The sequence below is a fragment of the Actinocrispum sp. NPDC049592 genome, from assembly GCF_040675465.1.
Taxonomy (GTDB): Bacteria; Actinomycetota; Actinomycetes; order Mycobacteriales; family Pseudonocardiaceae; genus Kibdelosporangium.
Map to the genome: position 1 here is coordinate 633,714 of NZ_JBFAPA010000002.1, position 24,252 is coordinate 657,965.

Annotated in this window: 15 protein-coding genes; 8 read left to right on the top strand and 7 right to left on the bottom strand. The window is 69.1% G+C overall.

Features of this window, described 5'->3' with window-relative positions; genetic code table 11:
• Positions 1-97: 97 nt before the first annotated feature.
• From AB0J95_RS09625 to AB0J95_RS09635, 3 genes are read right to left on the bottom strand one after another with little or no spacing between them, the layout of a single operon-like run.
• Positions 98-2,533, bottom strand: a complete 2,436-nt coding sequence (locus tag AB0J95_RS09625; protein ID WP_364754789.1) for a transglutaminaseTgpA domain-containing protein — start codon at positions 2,531-2,533, stop codon at positions 98-100.
• Positions 2,530-3,675 carry a DUF58 domain-containing protein gene (locus AB0J95_RS09630; protein ID WP_364754792.1) on the bottom strand — a complete coding sequence of 382 codons (1,146 nt, stop codon included), beginning with the start codon at positions 3,673-3,675 and terminating at the stop codon, positions 2,530-2,532. Before AB0J95_RS09630 ends, AB0J95_RS09625 begins: the two co-directional genes overlap by 4 nt.
• Position 3,676: 1 nt before the next feature.
• Positions 3,677-4,657 carry a MoxR family ATPase gene (locus AB0J95_RS09635; protein WP_364754795.1) on the bottom strand — a complete coding sequence of 327 codons (981 nt, stop codon included), beginning with the start codon at positions 4,655-4,657 and terminating at the stop codon, positions 3,677-3,679.
• Between the two features lie 161 nt (positions 4,658-4,818).
• Here AB0J95_RS09635 and AB0J95_RS09640 point away from each other — a divergent pair, with 161 nt between their 5' ends.
• Positions 4,819-7,326, top strand: a complete 2,508-nt coding sequence (locus AB0J95_RS09640; RefSeq protein ID WP_364754798.1) for an Hsp70 family protein — start codon at positions 4,819-4,821, stop codon at positions 7,324-7,326.
• A gap of 208 nt (positions 7,327-7,534) precedes the next feature.
• Positions 7,535-8,788, top strand: a complete 1,254-nt coding sequence (locus tag AB0J95_RS09645; RefSeq protein ID WP_364754800.1) for a DUF222 domain-containing protein — start codon at positions 7,535-7,537, stop codon at positions 8,786-8,788.
• A gap of 1,010 nt (positions 8,789-9,798) precedes the next feature.
• On the opposite strand, the gene AB0J95_RS09650 is transcribed toward AB0J95_RS09645, so the two are convergent.
• The 4 genes from AB0J95_RS09650 to AB0J95_RS09665 form a co-directional block, all read right to left on the bottom strand.
• Entirely contained in the window at positions 9,799-11,610 is a 1,812-nt protein-coding gene (locus AB0J95_RS09650) for a glycoside hydrolase family 47 protein (RefSeq protein ID WP_364754802.1), read from the bottom strand.
• 89 nt (positions 11,611-11,699) lie between these two features.
• On the bottom strand, positions 11,700-13,355 hold the full coding sequence (locus tag AB0J95_RS09655) for a dynamin family protein (protein ID WP_364754805.1): 1,656 nt from the start codon (positions 13,353-13,355) through the stop codon (positions 11,700-11,702).
• The gene (locus AB0J95_RS09660; RefSeq protein ID WP_364754808.1) at positions 13,352-15,193 is read right to left on the bottom strand and encodes a dynamin family protein; all 1,842 of its coding nucleotides are present in this window, start codon (positions 15,191-15,193) and stop codon (positions 13,352-13,354) included. Before AB0J95_RS09660 ends, AB0J95_RS09655 begins: the two co-directional genes overlap by 4 nt.
• Positions 15,190-16,746 (bottom strand): NlpC/P60 family protein, encoded by a 1,557-nt coding sequence (locus tag AB0J95_RS09665; RefSeq protein WP_364754810.1) that lies wholly within the window; start codon positions 16,744-16,746, stop codon positions 15,190-15,192. Before AB0J95_RS09665 ends, AB0J95_RS09660 begins: the two co-directional genes overlap by 4 nt.
• Before the next feature lie 137 nt (positions 16,747-16,883).
• Between AB0J95_RS09665 and AB0J95_RS09670 the strand changes: the two genes are divergently transcribed.
• The 6 genes from AB0J95_RS09670 to AB0J95_RS09695 all read left to right on the top strand — a co-directional run bounded on the left by AB0J95_RS09670 (position 16,884) and on the right by AB0J95_RS09695 (position 24,117).
• Positions 16,884-18,842 carry an ATP-binding protein gene (locus tag AB0J95_RS09670; protein WP_364754813.1) on the top strand — a complete coding sequence of 653 codons (1,959 nt, stop codon included), beginning with the start codon at positions 16,884-16,886 and terminating at the stop codon, positions 18,840-18,842.
• Positions 18,823-19,605: a DUF4255 domain-containing protein gene (locus AB0J95_RS09675; protein WP_364754814.1), complete on the top strand. Its 783-nt coding sequence runs from the start codon at positions 18,823-18,825 to the stop codon at positions 19,603-19,605. The genes AB0J95_RS09670 and AB0J95_RS09675 overlap by 20 nt, the downstream gene beginning before the upstream one ends.
• A gap of 57 nt (positions 19,606-19,662) precedes the next feature.
• The gene (locus AB0J95_RS09680; RefSeq protein WP_364754817.1) at positions 19,663-20,262 is read left to right on the top strand and encodes a TetR/AcrR family transcriptional regulator; all 600 of its coding nucleotides are present in this window, start codon (positions 19,663-19,665) and stop codon (positions 20,260-20,262) included.
• Between the two features lie 67 nt (positions 20,263-20,329).
• Positions 20,330-21,820 carry an FAD-dependent monooxygenase gene (locus AB0J95_RS09685; RefSeq protein ID WP_364754820.1) on the top strand — a complete coding sequence of 497 codons (1,491 nt, stop codon included), beginning with the start codon at positions 20,330-20,332 and terminating at the stop codon, positions 21,818-21,820.
• 82 nt (positions 21,821-21,902) lie between these two features.
• Complete coding sequence (locus AB0J95_RS09690; protein WP_364754822.1) at positions 21,903-22,847, top strand: RNA polymerase sigma-70 factor; 945 nt, start codon at positions 21,903-21,905, stop codon at positions 22,845-22,847.
• 82 nt (positions 22,848-22,929) lie between these two features.
• Complete coding sequence (locus AB0J95_RS09695) at positions 22,930-24,117, top strand: FAD-dependent oxidoreductase (RefSeq protein ID WP_364754824.1); 1,188 nt, start codon at positions 22,930-22,932, stop codon at positions 24,115-24,117.
• Positions 24,118-24,252 lie beyond the last annotated feature (135 nt).

The window sequence follows — 24,252 nt, forward strand, 5'->3', positions numbered from 1 at the left end:
CCATCCTTGTCAAGCTCTGGCGGGGAAACCTGCCCCTCTGGACGTACCTTCGGTCAGTTCCGATCGTCCGGTGGCCACTGGGCGGAAGAAACTCGTGTCAACCGCGGGTGAGTCTATCCATGTCCTTGCGGCGCCTGCGTTCGTCACGCCATCGCGCGAACAGCGGCCGTGGGTCCAGCCATGCCCGCAGGGTCCAGAACGTGCTGCGGACCTTGCGCAACTCCCTGCGCAGCTGGGCTTCCAGCTGCCAGGCCTCCTGCACGGCGGTGTCCGACGGCTCCTCCGGGTTGTACATGGCGGCGGTGACGATCGGGGCCAGCACGGCGAGCGAACCCGTTCCCTCCGAACCGATCCGCTCCTGCGCCTGGGTGGTGACCTCGGAGGTCGTCGATGACGCCGTTACCGGAACACCGTGTTCGATCAACCGGTCCGTGGCCTGCTGCCAGGCGCCGACGATCCGCGCCGCCCGGCTGCCGGTGTGCCGTGCCCGCCGTCGCCGGAACTTCTCGATGGCGATCCCGATCGGGGTGAGCAGCAGCAGCGCGCCGAGTCCAATGAGGACGTAGATGGCCCAGTCCAGCAGGGTCATCTTGGCCCCGGCCAGGCGAGGCAGGTTCGGGTCCTCGGCGGGCTGGGAGGCGGTGGTGGTCTGCTCGGGCTTGTTGTTGTCCGCCGGGGTCTCGGTCTCCTGCTTCTTGGGCGCGTTCGCCGGGTGCCGTTGCGGGTCGGTCGGTTCGAACGCGACCCAGCCGTAGCCGGCCAGGTCGACCTCGGCCCACGCGTGCGCGTCGCCGGACTTGACCTCGTAGGCGTCGCCCTTCTTGTGGTCCTTGTTCAGCAGGTAGCCGACCGCGACCCGGGCCGGGAACCCTTGCTGGCGGGCGAGGACGACGAACGCTGCGGCGAACTGCTCGGCGTAGCCGACCTGTTCGGTGAGGTTCGCGCCGAACAACCGGCTCAGCGCGTCGTACGAGTGCCCGGGCCGGGTCTCCAGGTTGTACGGGAAGGACTGCATGTACTTCTGGATGGCCAGCAGCTTCGCGTACGGCTCGCTGACGTTGCCCACGAGCTGTTCGGCCTTGGTGCGGATGGCGTCCGGCACCGGCGGGTCGTCGGGCAGCTTGGTCATCTCGGAGTTCGAGGTCACGTACGGGACGCTCTTGTCGAGCCCGGCCTGCCTGCCGACTTCGGCGACCAGGTCGTAGCTCACGCCGCTGAGCGTCTCGTTGGTGGCCAGCGTGCCGGAGTCCTCGCTGAACCCGAACCGCGGCAACGTGTTCGGCGCGGGCGTGAGCTCCACCGGCGCGCCGATCTCGGGCAGGTACGGCCCCTGCAGGCCGCTGATCGACACGTTCATCGTCACCCGGCGCGGGTTCACCAGCGACTCGTCCGGCGCCAGCGACCGCCCGGACACCATGAACTTGTCGCCGGAGCTCCACATCGCGCCGTCGTAACGGTCCAAAGTGGCCGTCCGGACCCGGTCGATCCCGGTGGTGTCCCCGGACAGCTTCACCGTGAACAGGCTGTTGTCCGGCTTCTTGAGCTGGCTCTTCAGCGTCGACAACGGCGAGATGGTGTCGTCGATGCGCAGTTCCGGCGGCACGATCGTGCGCAGGTCGAACCGGTCGGTCCCGTCGGCCAAGGGAATGAACTTCATCCCGGCGAGCCCGGCGGCGACCGCGACGACGACCACCGGGAGTCCAAAGAGGAACCGGCTCAGCGTGGCCTTGTCGGCGACCTGCCGCTGCAACGGATCGGCCACCCCGGCCCGCACCAGCGTCAGCAGCAGCACCTCGCCCAGCAGCACGCCGATCAGGATCATCCCGCCGACCGGCCGCGGCGCGGTGAACGGCAGGGCGATCAGGAACGCCAGGACCGGCAGCAGAACCGGGGCCAGCAAAGACTTGTAGCGCAGGATCAGCGTCGCCGAGCCGGCCGCCGCCGCCCACGTGATCAGCGCGGGCACGAACTCCAGCTCGCCCGCGGGATCGGCGGGCAGGCTGACGCTGAGCATCTTGGTCCACCCGGACACCAGCCCGGTGCCCAACGCCTTGATCGTCGTCCACGAAGGCACGCCATGGCTGAGCGTTCCCCGCTCCACCGCGAAGATCGCGATCAGCAGGAACCCCACCGCCGCGGCACCCAACGACGGCAACAACTTCCAGCGCCGCACCGACGTGAACGCCCCCACGAGCACACCGAGGGCCGCCGCCGGAAGCGTCGAGATCAGGAAGCCCAAGGTGCTGAAGTACCGCAGGTAGGCCAGACTCGCCGTCCCCGCGGCCACCCCGGCGAGCACAAGCTGCACGTACAGGGCGAGCCCGACCTTGATCCGCGGTCCTCGGGACGCCGGCTGCTGCGGGATGTGCTGGCTGCTGCGCTTCTTCTGCTTGGGCGGCCGCATGTTCGGGTTCTGCTGCAACGCCCGCTGGGTCTGGCCGACAGTGTGCATCACGTTGCCGCTGGCGCTCGCCGGTCCCGCCGGGGCGCTCTGCGGCCGGATCTGCGTGTTCTGCGGAACGCCGGGCCTCACGTGCGCACCAGCTTGTTCCACGCGTCCTGGAACTCCTCGGCGCTGCGCACGGTCAGCGAGACCACGCCCTGCAGGGGAGCGGGCGGGGCGTTGAACCGGTCGGCGAACTGGATCAGGCTGACCATCAGGAAGTGCCGCCGGATGGTCGGCAGCACCGAGAGCATCCGCGGATCGGGCAACCCGGTCACCACACCGAGAGCGACGCTGTCGTCGGTCGAGACCATGCTGGGCAATGCGGCCAGGCCCGGGTCGTCACGGGTCGGCTGGGCCGCGGCGAGCATGTCGAGCGCGCCCACCGCACCCTCGGCGGCCCGGTCGCTCGCGGCGGCGCCACCGCCGGTGGTCCGCAGCTCCAGCGGGAAACCGCCGCGAATGGCCGCGATCGCGAGGGAAGCCGCTGCCGTGACGGCGTTTTCGAACGACTGCTCGGAATATCCCAGCGAGTTGGTGTCCAGCACCACCATCAGCCGCGGCTGATTCGGAACAACGTTATGGCGCACCATCATCTGGCCGGTGCGCGCGGTCGACTTCCAGTGGATCAGCCGCCAGTCGTCACCGGACACATACTCGCGCAGGCTGTGGAACGCCACCCCGCCCTGCGGCGCGTAGCTGGAGGTCGGGCCGTCCATGTCCCTGGTCTGCCCGGTCGGCACCGGCTCCACATTGAGCAGTCGCGGGTGGACGTACAAAGTGGAGAACGCCGAGAACACCCGGCCGACCCGCATGAGCCGCAACGGGTCGGTGTGCCCGATGCTCATCGGCCCGACCTGGTAGATGCCGCGCCGGTTGGTCGGCAGGTAGTACGTGGTGGTGTGCGAGCCGCCACCGGCCAGGCTCGGGATCGGCACCTGCACGTGCCGGTTGGCCATCTGCTCGCTGGCCACGATCGGCGGGCTGCGCCGTTTCGACTCGTTGGTCAGGGTGATCACGCCCATGGCCTTCTCACCCTCGGAGACCCGCTGCGGGCGGACCTCCCGGACCGCGGAAAGGTCCGGCCGCAAGGCCATCCAGCCGGCCGCGACCACCAACGTCGCCAGCGCGGCGAAACCGAGCGCGATGAGCTCCGGATAGTCGGCGTACCAGCCGAGCGCGAGCAGCAGGACCGCCGCGACGGCCATGGCCACTCCGGACCGCGTGGGCATGTCAGGCTCCGACGGGCGCCTGCGGCACGGGGACCGCCGCGAGGATGCGGTCCACGATGCCTTCCGGCTTGAACTCCTGGACCGCGGCCTCCGGCGTGAGCACGAGCCGGTGCGCCAGCACGGGTTTGGCCATCTGCTTGATGTCGTCCGCGGTGACGAACGCGCGGCCGTCGACTGCGGCGCGCGCCTGCGCGGCGGTGGCGAGGGCGTTGCTGGCCCGCGGCGAAGCGCCGAGCTTGAGCTGGGGGATCGTTCGGGTGGCGTTGGTGATCGTGACGATGAACGCCTGCAGCGCGGGCGCGACGTAGATCCCGCGCACCACCTCGATCATCTGCTGCATGTCCTCGATCGTGCAGACCGGCTGCAGCTGCTCGGGCAGCCGCCGGGCGATCGCGTCGCCGACGATCCGCACCTCGTGCTCCGGCGTCGGGTAGCCGATCCGCAGCAGCATCATGAACCGGTCGAGCTGGGCCTCCGGCAGCGAGTAGGTGCCCTGCTGGTCCACCGGGTTCTGGGTGGCGATCACGAAGTTCGGCCGCGGCAGGGCGTAGGTGACGCCGTCCACGGTGACCTGGCGCTCGGCCATCGCCTCCAGCAGCGCGGACTGGGTCTTCGGCGAGGCGCGGTTGATCTCGTCGCCCAGCACGATGTTGGCGAAGACCGGGCCTTCCTTGAACTGGAACTCGCCCTTGCCGGAGTCGTAGATCTGCACCCCGACCACGTCGGAGGGCAGCAGGTCCGGGGTGAACTGGATGCGCCGCATCGAGCCGCCGACGGAGTGCGCGATCGCCTTGGCCAGCGACGTCTTGGCCACGCCGGGCACGTCCTCGATCAGCAGGTGCCCCTCGGCGAGCAGGCCGACCACGGCGTTCCAGATGACGTTGGTCTTGCCATGGATGAAATGCTCCACGTTGCGGACCAGGTCATTGCACCGCCGCTGCACCCAGCCGACGCGTTCGGCTAGCTGCGTGCCGTAGGTCATCCCGCCCCCGTCCCGGTACTTATTTTCGTCAAAGGCTAAACCGGTTGGCCGGTGGGGGCCTGCCCCTTCGGGCAGAGTTCCGGGCGTCCGGTCGCGACGAACGTGACCTTCGCCGGGGGATCGCCGACGATTCACGGTGCCGGGCCACTACTGTTTGCCAAGTGACGTATCCGCTGGGTGTCGATATCGGCACGACCTACACCGCGGCGGCGTTGTGGCGCGACGGCCGGGTGCAGACCGTTCCCCTCGGCAACCGCGCCAACGCCGTGGCATCGGTGCTGTTCCTGCGCGAGGACGGCAGCATGCTGGTCGGCGAGGCGGCGGCCCGGCGCGGCATCATCGACCCCGACCGGCAGGCCAGGGAGTTCAAGCGGCGGATGGGTGACGACATCCCCATCCTGATCGGCGGCCGGGGGATGACCGCGCACCAACTGACCGGCGAGGTGCTGCGGTTCGTGCTGGAACGGGTGTCCGAACTGCAGGGCGGCCCGCCCAACCACGTGGTGCTGACCCACCCGGCGTCGTGGGGGGACTACCGCAAGAACCTGCTGGTGCAGGCGGCCCGGCAGGCGGGACTGCGCGAGGTGGGGCTGCTGCCCGAGCCGGTGGCCGCGGCGACCTGGTACGCCTCACAGGAGCGGATCGACCCGGGTTCGCTGATCGGCATCTACGACTTCGGTGGCGGTACTTTCGACGCGTCCGTGGTGCGCAAGACGGCCACGGGCGTGGAGATCTTCGGTGAGGCGGGCGGGGACGACTCCATCGGCGGCATCGACTTCGACCACGCGCTGTTCCGGCACGTCGGGTCGCTGGCCGGCGCGGACGTGTCGCAGCTGGACATGGCCGACCAGATGACCGCTTCGCAGATGGCGCAGCTGTTCGGCTCGGTGGTCGAGGCCAAGGAGGCCTTGTCCGCGGACGTCGAGGTCGTCATCCCGGTGGTGCTACCCGGGTTGAGCCGGCAGGTGCTGATCACTCGCGCGGAGTTCGAGGACCTGATCCGGCAGCGCGTGCTGGGGACCGTGGGAGTTTTCGGTCAGGTGGTGCGGCGGGCCGGGGTGGATCCGGCCAAGCTGCACGGGGTGTTGCTGGTCGGCGGGTCCTCGCGGATTCCCTTGGTGCGTCAGCTTTTGTCGCAGGAGCTGGGGATCCGGGTCGCGGTGGACGCGCACCCCAAGTACACCGTGAGTCTGGGCGCCGCCATTGCCGCTGCGCCACGGTTCGCCGGGGTGCGGTCTTCGGCGGGGTTCGCGCCGCCGGGGCCGGTGCGGCCGATGCCGCCGCCACCTGTCAACCGGCAGCCACCGCCACCCATCCGGCCGCAGTTCCAGCCGGTGCCGCCTCCTGGCGCCGGTGGTCCCGGTCCTGGCCAGCGGAGTGACGTCGGGATCCAGGCGCCTGCCGCGCCACCCGCTCCGGCGGTGAGCCAGCAGGTGGACTTGGCGCGGTCGGGGCTGACCGGGATCACCGACGTGCGCGCGGTGCTGGCGTCGATGATGCCGTCCGAGCCTGTGGTGATGACTCCGCCGCCGCCCCGGGGGGATGGGGTCACCGAGTTCCGGACGGGGAAGTCCTCCAGCCGCGGGCGTTGGGTGGCTTTGCTTGTCGTGTTGTTGATCGCCGCCGTGGTGGCAGTGCTGATCTTTGTGTTGCAGGACAAGACCGGGACTACCGGGGAACCGTCCACTTCGGCCAGTGTGACACCCGCGCCTGCCGTGCCGGGGCCGCCTCCGGTGGGGACGATCACTTTGAGCGGCGGGCAGTTGGTGACGGCGCCGGATGGTGGGGACCAGATGACCGCCGTGACCGGGATGCCCAACGGCAATGTTGTCGCCGTGGGGTATTCGGTGACTCGTAAGCCTCGGGCGTGGGTTTATCCGGGGTCCGGCGACTTCACCGTCTCTGATGTTCAGGTGGACAAGCAGGGCGCCATTCTGGACGTCGCCACTCTTGGGTCCACTGTGGTGGGTGTGGGGTGGACCGGTGAGGGGACAACCGTTCGGGCCGCGGTGTGGACGACCTCCGATGGTTCCAAGTGGACACTTCTTGATCCGGCGGGGGAGTTCCGGCCCAACAGCGGGATCAAGCAGTTGAACGCGGTGGTTGTCACGCCGGACAACAAGTTGCTGGCCATTGGGTCCGATGTGCGGAACGACAAGGATGGCGACAGCCAGGTCTACACCTCTGGTGATGGCCGGACTTGGGCCCCGGCGCCGACCTCCGGGTTGTCCGGGACTGGGCCGCAGGACGTCGCGCGGCTGACTTTGGCTTCGGACAAGACTTTCGTTGCTATGGGGTCGGTGCTGGACGGGGCTGGGCGGGGGCCTGCTTTCTGGACTTCCACGGATGGGCAGAAGTGGGATCTCTCGCCGTACCACCCTGAGGGGAAGCCCTCCCTGCAGGGGATCACTCGGCAGCCCAACGGGCAGTTGATGGCTTGCGGGACCATCGGGACGGCCGTGCCGCCGACACTCGGGTGCTGGACTCAGGCTTCTGATCAGCATTGGGAGCGGTGGGAGGTCAAGGCGGATGCCAACTCACCTCAGCCGCTGTTGCTGTATGGGATGTATCCCGCTACTCAGACCGTGATCGTTGGGCTGGGGCAGCCTAAGTCTGGTTCTGGGAATGACGCTGCTATGTGGATCGTGAACTTCGGGCCGCACAAGTAGCCGGTGTCCGCTGGCCTAGGCTTCTAGGTGGGGTTTGTCCTCGCCGGACGGGCAGCTGGGTGAAAGAGCGCTCGCCGCGCGGCAGCGCCACGCAGAGGGACAGGGCACGAAGGCGGGGTCTGTTGCGCTTCGCGTTGGCGGGTCACCCACATCAGTGAAGCCCCTGTACAGCACTGAAATCACGGGCTCTGCCCGGTAGTATGGAGCTATGCAAGACAGCGGGAACCATTGGGGTAAAACAAAAGAAGAGATAGTCGCTGCCCTGCAGGAGTTTGAGTCCCAGGTCCGGCGGACCTACTACGCGGAGCTGGAACTGATCGCCTTCCTGAACAACCAAGGCCTCGCCACCGAACTCGGCTACTCCAACCCCGCCGCGCTCCTGGTGCACGCGCTGCGGATCTCACCCAGGGAAGCCAAACTCCGCCTCGCGCAGGCCGAAGCCTTGTTTCCCAGCATCACGCCTACCGGGTCGGTCATCGAGCCTGCCCTCCCGGCGACCTCGGCTGCTCTGGCCTCTGGAGACATCGGTTCAGAAGCCGTGGATGTCATCCGCAAGACTCTCAATGACCTGCCGGATCTGGCGCCCGAGAAGTTCGCTCTGGCGGAGTCCACGATGGTCGCTCAAGCCGCCGAGGACGATCCGAACGCCTTGGCCCGCTTCGGCACCCGGGTCCGCAACATCGTCGACCCCGACGGCCCACCCCCACCCGACCCGGAACCCAAGCAACCGGACCGGATGCTGCACACCCGCACCCGCCGCGACGGCGGTATTGACTTCCGCGGCCACCTCCCCGCCGAAGACGCCCACCTGCTCCACCCCATGATCAAGAAGGGCGAGCAGCGTCCCGCCGACCGTGCCGATGACCGCTGCCAGGCCGAGCGCACCGCTGATGCGTTCGTAGAGACCCTGCGGATGGCCACGCAGTGCCCGGCCAAGTCTACGAAGAACGGGCTGCGCACGCCGGTCGCCATCACCATCTCCTACCAGGACTTGTTGCGGGACCTCGACGACCGCATCCTCGTCGGTCCGGACACCTATCTCACCGCCCGCGAGGCCCGGCGGATCGCCTGCGACAGCCACGTGTTCCCCGCCGTGCTGGGCAGCAAGTCCGAACCCCTCGACATCGGGGTCAGCTCCTACACCGTCCCCGCCCACATCCGCAGAGCATTGATCCTCCGCGACGGAGGCTGCGCCTTCCCCAGCTGCGGAGCCCCCGCCAGCGCCTGCGACGCCCACCACATCATCCACTGGCGCAACCACGGCCCCACCAAAATCGACAACCTCGTACTTCTCTGCCCACACCACCACCGCCTGGTCCACCGCAGCGACTGGACCATCCAGATGCTCAACCGCACCCCACAATTCATCCCGCCCGCCTACATCGACCCGCACCGCCGCCCCAGAACCAACTCCGCCCGAAGACCACCACAACCACGAACACCCCTGCCCATCGCCGCATAACCCCAGGGACCGCCATCCCTGGGGCTACAGGGATGCCCGCAGTAGGCACAGAGCGCGGTTCGGTTTTACATGGGTGGCGGCGGCCCTAAGCTCGCCGCGCGGCAGGTCCAGGGCCAGCCGCGATCGGGCTCGGCCTTGAAGTCACGCCCCAGTGTGGACCTGCCGCTTTCCCTGCCGTAGGGCCGCCGACGGGACCCATGTCAAACCGAACCGCGCCCCAACCCACGAAGCCCCTAACGGACCCCAAGTTGAGCTGCACCCAGCCCTGAACATCCCTTGCGGATCCCGAATTGAACTGCACCCCAACCCCCCGCTCCTAATGGACCCGACTTGAGCTGTACCCAGCCCGGCACCCACCCGTAACCCGAGCTGAACCACTCCCAGCCCCCGCGCGCCTAGCGGACCCTGTGTTGAGCCGCCCAGCTCGGCATCTCCGCGTAGCCCCGGGGCTGAACCACTCTCAGCCCGCGCGCCCCGGCGGACGCGAGTTGAGCTGCGCCCTGCCCGGCATTTACTCGTAGCCCCGGCGCTGAACCGCTGCCAGCTCCGCGCGCCCCTAACGGACCCCAAGTTGATCTGCATTCCGTCCGGCACCCACCCGTAGTTCCAGGCTGAACCGCTCCCAGCCCTGCACGCCCCTAGCGGACGCGAGTTGAGCCGCTCCCAGCCCGGCAACCACCCGTAACCCGGGTTGAGCTGCACCCAGTCTGGCACCCACCTTAGATCCCGCGCTGAACCGCTCTCATACCCGCGCGAGCCTACGACCCGAGTCGAGCACGCTCCAGCTTCCAGCCCGAGCTGTGGCCCGTTTCTCGGCCACTCCAGCGATCCCGAGTCATTCGTGCTCCAGGCCGCGCCCCGGTGCCTTCGAGCCGCCCCAAGCTCACCTCCGCACCCCGATCCCGTCAACCCCGTGGAAGGCCCTCGTCGTCAAAACCGGCTGGCCTCGGGCCCTGCAGGCGAGCGGAGCCTTCCATGCCGCTCCCAGCGCTAAGGCCTGAGCCCGGCGGTCAGCTGGGGATTAGTTGCCATTGTTGGGTTGTGCTGTCGGATGGGGGTTGTTGGGTGATGGGGGTGCCGTTTGTGGTGGTTGTGGTGTCGGCGGCTTTGTTGCTGTTGCGGTTGATGAGGGTGTGGTAGCCGGGGGTGGGGGAGGGTTGGAGGGTCCATTGCTGGGTTGGCGTGTTGGTGTGGGCGTGTTGGGCGAGGGGGGTTCCGTTGGTGGTGGAGGAGTTGGGGACTTCCAGGAGTTTGCCGCTGTTGAGGCAGGTGAGGCGGGTGGCGCCGGCGGTGGTGGTGGCGATCCAGCGTTGGGTGTTGGAGTTGTTGCTGTCCCAGAGGTTCACCTGGGCGCCGTCGGTGGTGGCGCTGCCACGGACCTCGAGGACACGGCCGGAGGCGCGGTGGACGATACGGTACGTGGTGTTGCCGAAAGTTGTTGCGGTGCGGTTGATTCCGCGCAGGACGTTGCCTTCGGTGGTGAGGTAGTTGGTGGTGTAGTTGAACCTGGGGGCCGCCGCCCACATGAGGTAGTAGTACTTCATGTTCTCGGCGAACCAGTAGCCCGGGGTCAGATCGCCCTTGGTGGTGGGGTTCGTGGTCATGTTGTTGACGATCGTGTAGCCGTTGGCGACCTTGCAGTGCGCCTTCTGGCGGTTCCACATGTCCTGCGCGCGCGTGCGGTACACCTCGTTACCGGTCAGCAGCCACAAGAACAGCGCGGAGTCGACGTACTCGGGCCGCAGCTGATACGCGTTGCTCAGCGCGGCCAAGGTCGAGGTGTTGACGGCCTCGGGTGGGAGCTTGTTCTGGCCCAGGACGGCTGTCCACGAGGTGTGGTAAGACTCGCCCTGGGACAGATTTCCGCCCTGCGCAAGCAAACCGGCGTAGAACGCGGTCAGCTCCGACTGGTTGGTACCGACCTGGGCGCCGGTGTTCATGTTGACCTGACGGAACCACAACCGCCCATTGATCGTCGTGGCGAGCCGCGACAAGATGGCCGAGGTCAAGGTCTGGTACCAGCCGCGGATCTCGGTGTCACCGAAGAACTGGTAAGCGTCCCAAAGGTATTCGAAGTAGGAGTCCACCGGCGGGTCGACCCGGGCGGTGGCGTCCGTCCACAGACCACTGTCCACATTGAGCGTTGTGCCGACGAGGTTCAGCGAAGAACGGCGGTCATAGGCCGCCTTCAAAGCGCGCTTGGCGGCGTTGAAGTACTTGGGATCGCCGGTAAGCTGCGACAGGAACCCCATCTCGGTGATGTTGCTGCCCACCTCGGCCAGCGGCACCTGGTTCCCCGACACCGCACCGGTCCGGAGGTTCACGAACTGGTAAGGCGCGCCGGTGGGGGAGTTGAACGCGGGCATCAGGCGGTCGGCGAGGTCGCGGGCGCGGTTCAACAACACCGCGTCGCCGCTGGCGTGATACCCGGACAGCAACCCGCCCAGCATCCGGATGATGATCTCGAAGACGTGCACGCTCGCGTTGCGGTCGAAGTTCAGGTTGTTGTTGATCCAGTTCACCGCGGCCGCGTACTCGCCGTCCAGCTCCATCAGGTACATCGTGCCCAGCGACTCGACGATCGACAGCCCGACGGGCGTGCCGCTGATGAAGAACTCACTGCCGGTCCCGCTCACCGGACGCAGCTCATCACGCCCCCAGGTCAACCGGCGGTAAGCGGTCCACGCGGTGAGGAACTCCTGGCGCACGTCGTTGGCGAGCGTGGGATTGCCCGGGCCGAGGGCCGCCGACGCCGTGCCGGGCAACAGACCCAGCCCGCCCAAGGTGAGAACTCCGAGCATGCTCCGGCGGGACAGGTCCATGGTCGGCCTCCAGCGCAGGGTGGTAGCCGATCGAGTGTGCGCACACCGCGACACCGGGGTCAAGAAAGTTGTCTAGACCTTGTCCGGTGCTAGCGCGGCGGCTGCCCCGGCCGGGCGATGGTCGTGGTCTTCTCCTCCGCCGGTGACGGAGGTGACGGCGGAGGCGGAGGCGGCGGCCGCATCGGCTGCTGGAACCCGCCCGGCGGCGTGGGCGTACGCGGCGGCGGCCGCATAGGACCACCACGCGGAGGACCTCCAGGCGGCCCACCCTGAGGGGGACCGGATGGAGCAGAACGGATTGCGGCAGCCAGACCCTCACACGTGCGCTGCAGAACCTGCGCCGCCCGGGTGACGCTCGGGTCGATCAACGGGTTCTGCGCGACCCGGCGCCAGTGCCCGTGCATACCCGTGATCGCGGCCTGGACTGTCTCAAGTGGAGTGTCCGGCCGCAGGTTCAGCCGGTCGGCCAACGACGCACCCTGACCGCCCAGCAACCGTTCCATCATGGCGATCTGCTCGGCCGGCGCCTGCACCGAACCCATCCGCAGCTCGGTCAGCAGCCGCAGCTCGGTCAGCTCATGCGCCCCGGCCCGCAACCGCTCAACAGCCTGCCGCAACCGGGGAGCCGCCGGAATGGGATCCGTGCGCGTCACCGACTCAATCGCCCGCAGAGCCCCATCGGCCTTCAAAACGTCCCGCCGCTGCGCGAACTGGGTCAGCAGCAACCGGCGAAGCTCGTTGAGCCCACTCCGTTCCCGCAACACGGCACACAACTGAGCCCGGTCGACGGAACCAGACCGCAAAGTGTCCAACGACAGCCGGATGCCATACATACCAAGCAAACCCAGCAACCGCTGACGCTTCTCCGGCGCCACCCGCACAACCCGGGACGGAGACACGAACCGGCCGGCGGACAACAACAACGGCGCGACCCCGGACTCGCTGACCGCGGCGATCTCGGCGAGGTCCCTGAACTCCGCCTCACTCATGGCCGACGCGGTCTCGGCGAGCAGCCCCGCCATCGGCAGCACGGTGTGCACCAGGCTGCGGATCCGCGAGTCGGCCCGGTACCCGGCGGCCACCTTCGCGGCCTGCGCGATCGGATCTCCTTCGCCACCACCGACTTCGTCGGCCCGCGACAACACACCCACGGCGTTCACCGGCGAGGTCTCGGCGCCATCGGTGTCGTGGAACGCATCCAGGAAGTCGATGTCGGTGGAGTGCAAGTGCCGCATCAGATACAGCACCGCGTCGACACTGCCGGTCTCACCCAGGAAGTCCTGCGTGCGACGCCCGGCTGACTCCGTCAGCGAGCCCATCCCAGGCGTGTCCACCAGGGTCATCTGCCCGAGCCAGTCGCTGGGCAGGGTGACCTCGATCCGGTCCACCCCATCCACATCGAGCTGGCCGAGGTCTATCGTCCACCTGGTCCCATCATTGCCGACGGCGAGCCCAGCGGGCCTGCTGCCACGCGGGAAAGCCGTCGCGGCGGGGTTGGGGCCACGCATGTACCAGGTCACGATCCGCGTGCACTCACCGGCATCCGTTGCGGCGATGCGGGTTCCAACGAGGGCATTGAGCAAAGTGGACTTCCCGGCCTTCACCCGGCCGGCCAAAGCCACCCGCAGCGGGCCGTCCAGGTGCCGGGTGACGTCCGCGAGCAGGCGACCGCTCGGTCTGCCTTGGTACGCGGCCGAAGCCTCGCTGAGCAGCGCACGAACCCGGGCCGAGAGAGAAACGTTCACGATCGGCGTGCCCCCTCGGCGAGATGGTCAGCGGTCGCGATCAGGTGGGACACCCGGTCGAGCTCCGCCTTGGCGGCCAGGCCACGGGAGGCCGCTGCCTGCCCGTCCGCCTGCACGGCACGAGCCGCGGCCGCCTGCTCGTGCTTGGCCGCCGACACCAGCTCGGCGGCTTGATCCAAGTAATAGTCCCGGATCCGGCCACGGCTGTGCCGGATCAGGTCGTTGGACGCGCGCACCGCGTCGGACCGCGCCTGCGTCAGGTAGACCGACACCGCCCGCTGGGCCTCGTTGCGGGCAGCGTCCACTTTGGTCGTCTTGTAGCTGCGCACCGCCCGCCAGGCGAACACCGAACCGAGCGCCGCGGTGATCGGCAACGCGATGATCAGGCCCGGATTCAGCGTCGCCACCAGCAAAGTCGTCACGACCGAGCTGGACAGCGACCAGCCACGGGCGGCGTGCATGCCGACCTCGAGCTTGCCGCCCTTCTTGCTGCCCAGGTTCTCCAGCTTGAGGTCCTGTGCGGGCATCATGTTCGTGCCGGTGACCGCGTTGACCTCCTCGGCGGTGCTGTCGAACAGCCCGGCGATCTCCCCGGCCAGGCCGTCGATCTGGGCCAGCAGCCGGGCGTGCGCGTCGGTCATCTCCTCGTTGGTCCGTTTGTACAGCCAGGGCACCATCTCCGACCACTCCTTGGTCGGGTCGCCCTCTTTGATCCGCTTGACCGCCTCGGCGTCCAGCCGCCGCACCACGTCGGTGATGTCGGCGTCCAGTTTGGCCTGGATGTCGGCGAACCGGTCGTTGATCGTGTTGAGCCACCGGGAGGACGGGCTCGACATCGCCTGCGCGCGTTTGCCGCTCTCCTCGACCTTCCGCATGGTCGCCTGGCGCTGCTCGGGTTTGGTCAACGCCGCGTGCTCGGTCGACAACGTCTCGGCCACTTGCCGCAACGAACTCCGCACCACACCAGCGGCCGCGAGCACCGACTTCGCCGCATGCTCGGCCAGCAAACGAGATCCGAGCCGCTCCACCAGGACCGGGAATCCGGACTCGGCGTTCAGCGCGTTGTCGCCGGTGTCCAAAGCGTACTCACGCAAGACCGCCGACACCGCGATGATCTCCGCGTCGATCCCCGCCTCGGCCAGGTGTGCCTTGTTGATGTCCAGGATCCGCTTCCACTGCGGGTAGAAGTCGATCTTCGTCATGACACAGATCAGGTTCGGGCAGACATCGGCCGCGTGCTTGATGAAGTCGACCTCCGCCGCGGTCAGCTCCTGCGAGGCATCGGTCACGACGATCACGCCGTCCGCCAAAGCCAACGCCCGCATGGTCGCCGAGGCGGCAGCCGCCGCGAACCCGCCACCAAGTCCAGGCGTGTCAACGAGAACGAGCCCGTCGGCGAGCAGCTCCCGGGGCAGGGTGGCCTCGATCGCCTGCAGCCGCGTGCCGTCATCGGCGAGCCCGGTCCGCCCGAAGTCCGCGGCCTTGCGCGGGTCGATCTTGATCGGCGGCGGCGTGACCGCGGCGTCCTCGGACGTCTCGGGCACCAGCACCGCCGAAGCCGTCTCACCGTGCTTGACCAGGGTCGGCACGGCCGTGAACGTCACCGGGTCGACGCTGCACAACGGCACCCCGAGCAGGCCGTTGACCAGCGCGCTCTTGCCCTTCTTGAACTCGCCGGCCACGAGCACGTGCCACGCGCCGGTGGTCAGCTGCCGCCGGCACTTGATCAGCTTCTCGGCCAGGTCCGGCCGGCCCGCCGAGCGCATCTCCGCGATCGACGTGTCCAGCAGGGCAAGCATCTCCGCGGTGTCTGCTGCGGTATGGGTCGCTGTCGTCATGGGTGCCCTGGCGCGTGGTCGTCGGTGTGCGTGTCGTCGTGGACCGGGTAGTCGGCGGGGTGCAGCGCGTGGTCGTCAGTGGTCCAGGACATCGCGTGCTGGAGCGCGTCGTCGTGCCCGTCGGAGTTCGTGTCGCCGTAGGCCGCCTCGACGTGCGCGACCTCCTGCGGGTCCGGCGGCGGTGGTGGTGGCGGTTCGGGGGCGTGCGGCGGCTCGGGTGGTGGCGGCGCGGCCGTCATCTGGTGGCTGATGTTCACCGTCTCCGGCTGCTTGTCCATGTGCACGGGGTCGTTGTTGACCCGGTGGTTGAACGCGTCCGGCGGCGGCGCGGGGGTGTGCGGGGTCGGCACGAACGGGGCGCCGCCCGCGCCGGACATCATCTCCGGCATGTAGCCCGCGTACTGGAACCGCCGGGTGTTGGCCTCCCATGAGCCGACGCCGTACTGGGTGCCCTTGGCCTCGATGGTCTTGCCGTTGCCCAGGCTGATGGCCACGTGCGCGGCGCCCGGCTTGCCGGTCATCGGGTCGCGGTCGAAGCTGAACAGCAGCGCGCCGGGGGTGTGGATGGCCTGCTCGACCGACATCGTCGAGTGCTCGGCGGCCAGGTGCCGGTACTGGTTCCACGCGCCGTCCGGCATCTTGACCCCGGCCTGGTGGGAGGCCCATTCGACCAGCTCCGAGCAGTCGAACACGCCTGGGTTGGGGTCGTCGAGGTTGGTCTCGGCGCCGAACACGTACCGGTCGCCGGACTGCGCGACCGCGGAGTCGAGGAACTTCTGCAGCGTGCCGGGGTTGCCGGTGCCCATCGGCTGGACGTTCGTGCCCTGCGCGGGAACGGTGTTCACCGGCTGCTGGACCTGCTGTTGCGCGTCCTCGTCCAAGGCCGAGCCGTAGACCGGGGTATGTGCGCCACCGGCCGCCGCGGCGTCAGGCTGCCCGGTCGTGGTGAACCCCTGCGCCTCACCGCCCTGGCCAGGCATGACGTCCTCGTCCAGCGCGGAGCCGTAGACCGGTGTGTGCGCCGGCCCGGCACCGCCTTGACCGGCGTTGACCACGGGCTGGGCGACGTTGACGTTGTCGCTGCCCGCGCCGCTCGGCGCGGTGTTGGTCTGGTGAATGCCCTGGCCCGCGCCGCGCCCGTCGCCCGCGCTGGTCACGTCGCCGTAGCCGCTGGACCCGCTCCACATGCCGCGGCCCGGGCCGTCGCCGTACGCGGCCGCCGCTGCCTGCGCGTCCGCCTTGTACCGGACGTACTTGGCCATGGCGCCGTTGTGGGTCGTCGTCCACGGTGAGATGTCGTTGCCGCCGTGCGACACCGAGAACGCGGCCTTCGCGTTCTGCACCGGGTCGTACAGGTCCATTCCGCGGAACTGCGGGTGCACGGCCGAGTTGATCTGCCACAACCCCTTGCTGTCCTCGCCGTATGGGTTGTGCGCGTTGCTGTCGCCCCTGGACTCGGCCAGAGCGACAGCCGTCATCGTCGCGGCCTGGTCCGGCGAGAAGCCGGCCTCCCGCGCGAAGGCGTAGATCTGCTCCGCCGTGTATCGGGCCATAGCGCCATTATGTTTGACTTTCCTGGCCCGGGGGAGGCATTTCGTGTGCCCAAAAGGGCACGATTCGCGCTGGTGCGTCCGGATTGGTGCTAACTTCGGCTGGCGTTTGACCATTACTTACTCCGCCCGGGGGTGACGTGCGCGACCAAGGCCGGCGCCCGGCGCCGCCGTGGCAGGTGCTGGCCGACACACTGCTGCAGCGAGAGGCGCTCGTGTGCCGGCTCGGTGAGGGCCTGCTGCCGCACGACTTCGCCGGGCTCTACATCGGACACGACGAGGTCGACCGGATCCTGGCCGAGCTGCCGGGCGCGTCCGGCCCTGCCGCGCAACGGGTCGAGGAGCTGCTGAACCGGCTGGAGCCCGAGCTTGTCCTGGCGCGCAAGCAGTTCGCCGAGGCACTGGCCGAGGGAACGTCGGTTTTCGACTGTCTGGTGCGCAATGCGGGCCTCGACGAGACCGCCGCTCAAGCGCTTGCCCTGTTGATCGCGGTGGAACGCTCCCCGCACCGGATGCGGCTGGTGTCGTACTTCCAGGACAACGTGCAACTGCCCCGGCTGACCATGGCCAGCCTGACGCGGATGCTCGACGGCGGCGCGCGCACGGTCTCGCCGGATGCGCCGTTGCGCCGGGCCGAACTGGTCGAGCTGGGCACCGAAGGTCCTTGGGCGACCAGGATGTGCTGGCCCGCGTTGCGGGTCACGTGGGCGATGTCCGGCGACGACTCCGCCGACTCGGCGCTGCCCGCAGGCGCCCGGCGGCTGGAACCCGTTGGCACCGGCCGGATCGAGCCCGAGCTGCTGCTGGTGACCGGCGCGGACGAGGACAGCAGGCTCAACGCGCTGCGGGAACGCTGGCCCGGCAAGGCCTTGCTGGTGTGCCCGGTACCGTCGAGCCCTGCCGAGTGGGCGGCGGTCGTGCGTGAGGCCGGTGTCGGCGACCGCGCTGTGGTGCTGGAACTGGACGGGCCGCCGGACCGCAAGGCCGCCGACCGGATCGACCGGGCCGCGCACCTGAGCTGGGTGCTCAGCTCACCGGTCGAGCTCGCGCTGGACTCGTTGCCGCGCAGGCCATGGCGGGAGATCCACCTGGAGTCCGGGCTGGCCGGGGCCGCCGACTGGCAGCAAGCCCTTGGTATCGCGCCGGATCCGGCGTTCCCGTTGTCCCGCGACCAGTTGCGGCTGGTGAGCGCGGCCTCCGCGGGCAACCCGGGCCGGATCTCCGCCGGTGTGCGCAGGCTCGCGGGCGGTCACCTGGACGGGCTCTCGGTGCGGATCCGGCCGAAGCGCGTGATGAAGGACCTTGTCCTGCCGTCAGACCAGACCGCCCAGCTGCGGGAGCTGATCGCGCGCTACCGGCGCCGGTCCACTGTGTACAACGAGTGGGGCTACTCGCCGTTCCCCTCCAAGGGTGTCGTGGCGTTGTTCTCCGGCCCGTCCGGTACGGGGAAGACCTTGGCGGCCGAGATCATCGCGGGCGAGCTTGGCCTCGATCTGTACAAAGTGGACCTCTCGTCGGTGGTCAGCAAGTACATCGGCGAGACCGAGAAGAACCTGGAGAGGATCTTCGGCGCGGCCGCGGCCGGTGACCTGGTGCTGTTCTTCGACGAGGCGGACTCGTTGTTCGGCAAGCGCTCCGAGGTCAGCGACGCGCACGACCGGTACGCCAACATCGAGGTCGCGTACCTGCTGCAGCGCCTGGAGTCCTACCAGGGCCTGGTCGTGATGGCGACCAACCTGCAGCGCAACATCGACGAGGCGTTCCTGCGCCGGATCTCGGTGGCCATCGACTTCGAGGCGCCGGACGAGCCGCAGCGCAAGCTGATCTGGCAGCAGGCCTTCCCGGCCGGGGCGCCGCTGGGCGAGCTGGACTACGAGTTCCTGGCCCGGCAGTTCCGGATCACCGGCGGCCTGATCAGAAACGCCGCTCTGGGCGCGGGTTTCCTCGCCGCCGAACAGGACGGGCCGGTGACCATGGAACGGGTCGCGCTGGCACTGAAGAGAGAGTTCCAGAAGCTCGGCCGGCTGCGGACCGAGACCGAGTTCGACCGCTACTTCGACCTTGTGAACGGGGACACCGATGCTGAACCTGCTGGATGAGTCCCTGGAGGAGTTCCTCCGGGCGGTGGTGCCGCTGCCCAAGCGCGAGGTCGACATCTCGTTCGACGCGCCGGACAAGGACTGGTCGGCCCGGGTGTCCCGGCCGACGATCAACATGTACCTGTGGGACGTGCGCCGCAACGTGTCCGAGCGCGAGCTGGGCCTGGAGACGGTGCACGACGAGAACGGCCGCCCGCACCGCCGCCCGCCGCTGCCGCGGGTGGACTGCCGCTACCTGGTGACCGCGTGGACCTCGGACATCCGCGACGAGCACTCGCTGCTCGGCGCGACCCTGGCCGCGCTGCTCAAGCACGACCGGATCGACGCGGAGTACCTGCAGGGCGCCTACCGCACCATCCAGCCGCTGCCCGGCATCGAGATCGCCTCCGGCGACGGCCGGGACAACTCCGACTTCTGGTCCGCTCTTGGCGGCCAGCTCAAGCCCGGTCTCGACGTCACCGTGACGGCCACAGTGGACAGTTCGCTGCTGGTGGCGGCCGGCCCGCCGGTGCAGCGGTTCGCGATCATCACCAACCCGGCCGACGGCAAGCCCGAGGAGCGGCTGTACGTGGCGGGGCGGACCGACCAGGCGGCGGGCACGCTGGTGTCCACCCCGCACGGCGCGGCCGAGGTCGACGAAGAGGGCAAGTTCGTGGTCGCCGCCGAGGTGGGCGACAAGGTCAGCGTGGACGGCACCGCGCGCGGCGAGGTCGGTCCGGCCGGCCCGGTCGAGCTGAAGCCGGTGCCCAAGCGCAAGCGGTAGCGATCTTGCCAACTTGGCAATCTTGCACTTTTGGCAAGTTTTGCTAGTGTCGTCCTCGTGACCGGCGAAGAGGGCCTGCGCGAGCGCAAGAAACGGGAGACCCGCCTGGCGCTGAGCCAGGCGGCGCTCCGGCTGTGCGTCCAGCGCGGCTGGGACAACGTGACCGTGGACGAGATCGCCGCCGAGGCGGACGTCTCGGTGCGCACGTTCCGCAACTATTTCTCCAGCAAGGCGGAGGCGGTTGCGGCCAGCCATGCCGAACGTACCCTGCGGATCGCCGACGAGATCCGGGCGCGCCCCGCGGAGGAACCGTTCTGGGACGCGGTCGTCGCCGCGGTGCTGGCCCAGTTCGACGGCGGACCGCCGGGCCCTGGCCATGATCGCTGGATTGAGGGCGTGAAAGGCGTTCTCGCGCAACCGGCCGTGCATGGCGAGGTGCTCAAAGCCAGTGTGGCCGCTGAGGATGCGCTGGCCGATGCGGTGGCTTGCCGTACCGGGACCGAAGGCCTGTACCCGCATCTGGTCGCCGGGGTGATCGGCAGCGCGATCGCCGCGGGCCTGCGTGAATGGGTACTCATCACCGACTTGAGGGGGTCGGTGATTCCTTACCTGCGGGAAGCGTTCGAACGGATTCGCGCGGGCCTGCCGGTCACCTGAGGAAAGTCCGCTGTGGCCTGGTTCGACGCCAGGCTTCTTCGTCATGCCTTGAAAAGGAGAAACCCCAATGCTGGATGTGGTCATTTCCGGTGGCGGCCCGAACGGGTTGCTGATGGCCTGTGAGCTGAGGCTCGCCGGTTTGCGGCCGGTGGTCCTGGAGGCGTTGACCGAACCGAGCCTGGAGCCCAAGGCCAACGGGATCATGGGCCAGATCGTGAAGCTGCTGCACTACCGGGGCCTGCACGAGCGCTACACCGGCAGTTCGGAGCCGCCGAAGCCGACGCCCTACTTCCTGTTCGGCGGGCTGACGCTGAACATGACACTGCTCGACGAGAGCCCGATCCACGTACTGCCGGTCCCGCAACGGCAGATCAACAAGATCCTCGAGGAACGCGCGCTCGAACTCGGGGTGGAGATCCGCCGGGGCCACGAACTCGTGGGCCTGTCCCAGGACGACGAGTCGGTGACGGTCGAAGTCCAAGGGCCGCAGGGAAAGTACGAGCTGCGGGCGCGGTATCTGGTGGGCGCGGACGGCGCGCACAGCGTGACCCGAAAACTCTGCGGCATCGACTTCCCCGGAGTGACCTACAGCCGCACGACCCTGCGCACGGCCCATGTCAGCGTCCCGGAAGACCTGGTGGACAAGGCGACCGGTGGCCTGAACGTCCCCGGCTTCGGCATGGTGCACGCGTTCGTGGGGGTACGGACGGAGACCGGCGGGTTCTCGTACGCACCGATGCCCGGGCTGCCGCCGATGCTCGCGACCACCGAGTGGGACGAGCCGGAGTCCGACGAACCGATGACCCTCGACGAACTGCGGGAAAGCATCCGGCGCGTGCTGGGCGTGGACGTGCCGTTCGGCCCGCCGGCCGGGGAGGGGCCGCATCTGTTGCGCCGCAGGCGAGAGGGCAACACCCGGCTGGCCGAGCGGTACCGTGACCGGCGGGTGTTCCTGATCGGCGACGCCGCGCACATCTACGCCAGCGGCGGCTCCAGCCTGAACGTCGGCATGCAGGACGGGATCAACCTGGCCTGGAAGCTCGGCGTGGTGCTGCGCGGCGAGGCGGACGAGGACCTGCTGGACACCTACGAGGTCGAGCGCCGCCCGGTGGCCGAACGCATGATCACCCACGGCGAGGCGTACAGCGCGTTGCTGGCGCCCGGCAAGGACATCACCGGCCTGCGTGCCCTGTTCACCGAACTCATGGCCAAGAGGGACGTCGTGCAGGTGCTCGCCGACTGGGCCGCGGGCTGCGACATCCGGTACGACATCGGCGATGCGCATCCCCTCGTCGGCCGGTTCGTCCCGGATTCCGCGCCGCCACCCGGCAGCCTGACCAACGCGCGGCCGATCCTGGTCGACTCGACCGGCACACTCACGGCACCGGACACAGTGGACACGATCAACGCCGAGATCCCGGGCCTGACCGCGATCCTGATCCGGCCGGACGGTTACGTGGCGTGGGCGTCGGCTTCGCCGGACCCGGATGCCGCGGAACTGGCCGCGGTCACCCGGAAGTGGTTCGGTGACAGCGTTCGAGCCAGGCTGGGTGTGTAGTGGATCCGGACCGGGAAATGATCACCGGGAGATGATCACCGCGAATGATCGCTGTGACCGGCGCGGATGGTTAACTGGGGCCATGCTGGTCGGTGCGTACGAGGTCGAGCTGTTCGAGGGGGCCAGGGTGCGGCTGGAGGCGATCGCCTACCGCCTGCTGGGGTCGGCCACCGATGCCGAGGACGCCGTGCAGGACACGTTCCTGCGCTGGCAGTCCGCCGACCGGGAGCTCATCGAGACGCCCGAGGCGTGGCTGACGAAGGTGCTCACCAACATCTGCCTCAACCGGCTCACGTCGGCGCGTGCCAGGCGGGAGACCTATGTGGGCCAGTGGCTGCCCGAGCCGGTCCTCGCCGGGGACCGGATGCTCGGCCCGTCCGACACCGTGGAGCAGCGTGAATCGGTCTCGGTCGCGATGCTCACGCTGATGGAGCGGCTCGCGGCCAAGGAACGCGCCGTGTACGTGCTGCGCGAGGCGTTCGGGTACTCGCACGGCGAGATCGCCGAGCTGCTCGACATCACCGAGTCGAACTGCCAGCAGGTCTACCGGCGGGCCAAGCAGCACCTGGCCGCCGACCGGCGCCGGGTGGAGGTCGACGCGGCCGCGGCCCGCAAGATCGTCGAGGAGTTCCTCGCCGCGGCCGTCAGCGGCCGGACCGACTCCTTGGTGCGGATGCTCACCGACGACGTGGTCAGCGTCGGCGACGGTGGCGGTGTGGTCTTCTCGGTGCCTCGTCCGATCACCGGTGCCCTGCGGGTGGCGAGGTTCCTGCGCGGGCTGTTCACGCCCAGCGACGCCAAGTGGGAGATGATCGGCGGCCGGCCCGACCTGTTCGCCACGGTCGCCAACGGCTCACCCGCGCTGGTGATGGTGGTCGGCGACCGGGTGGCCGGGGTGTTCTCGCTGGACGTGACCACCGACGGCATCGCGGGCGTCCACGCCCAGGCGAACCCCGGCAAGCTCGAGCGCGCGACGCGCCAGTGGGCCGTGTCCGGGCACGGGGAGCCGCTCGCCGGCGATTGGTGACGCGGGTCACATCCACCTGCTGTCAGGGTTCGCGTCGCTGCCCGGTTCAGGAAGCACACACCGACCGGACAGGAGCGAGACCATGAACAAGCACCGCATCGTCGTCCTCGGCGCCGGCTACGCCGGAGCCAACGCCGCCGCGCGCCTGGCCAAGCGACTGCACCCCGCCGGCACCGAGATCGTCCTCGTCAACGCCGATCCGGAGTTCGTCGAGCGTGTCCGCATGCACCAGCTCGCGACGGGCCAGGACCTGAAGCGCCGCCCGCTGGCCGACGTCTTCGCGGGCACGGGTGTGCGGCTGCGGATCGCTCGGGTCACCGAGGTCGACGCCGAACACAAGACGGTCGTCGTCGTCGACACCGACGGTGCCGAGCGGATCGCCTACGACACGCTCGTCTACGCCCTCGGCAGCACCGCCGCCGACCGTGACGTTCCCGGCATCGGCGAGCACGCCCACTTCATCGCGGGCAAGCAGTCCGCGCTGCGGCTGCGTGCCCGTCTGGCCGACCTCCCCGCGGGCGGCACGGTGCTCGTCGTCGGTGGTGGCCTCACCGGCATCGAGACCGTCACCGAGATCGCCGAGGCCCGGCCGGACCTCGAGGTCGCACTCGCCGCCCGCGGCGGTCTCGGCGACTGGCTGAGCGAGAAGGCCCAGCGCCACCTGCGCGCGGCGGTCGACCGGCTCGGCATCACCGTGCACGAGCACACCGGCATCGTGGGTGTCGAGCCGGCCCGCGCGGTCACCGCCGACGGCCGCGTGCTCCCGGCCCAGGTGACCGTCTGGACCGCGGGCTTCGCCGTCCACCCCATCGCCGCGGCCACGACCCTGCAGGTCTCCGCGACGGGGCAGATCGTCGTCGACGACACCATGCGGTCGGTCTCGCACCCCGACGTCTACGCCGTCGGCGATGCCGCGCTCGCACCGGGCGCGAGCGGTACACCGTTGCGGATGTCGTGCGCTTCGGGAGTTCCCTCGGCACACCTGGCGGCCGACGTCATCGCCGCGCGCCTGACCGGGCGCCCGATCCCGCCGAACAAGGTCGGCTACACCGCCCAGTGCATCAGCCTCGGCCGCCGTGACGCGGTCGTGCAGTGGATGACGCCGGACGACCAGCCCAAGCCGTCCGCGGTCACCGGCGGGACGGCCGCACGCCTGAAGGAGATGATCTGCAAGGTCGCCGCCTGGAGCGTCGCCCACCCGACGTCGATGCTTCCGGTCCGTCGCCGCCACGTGGTCCCGGCCGGGAAGACCCTCGCCGTCACTGCGTGAAAGCCCGTCGCCGCACCGGATGCCGAGAGTCCACATCGGACGGCTCGGCCCGGCCACCGGGTCTGCCGCGGTCCGTCAAGCGGGGCGCGGCAGACCGGGGTAAAATAGGAAGCGTTGACAACATACGGCGTGTGC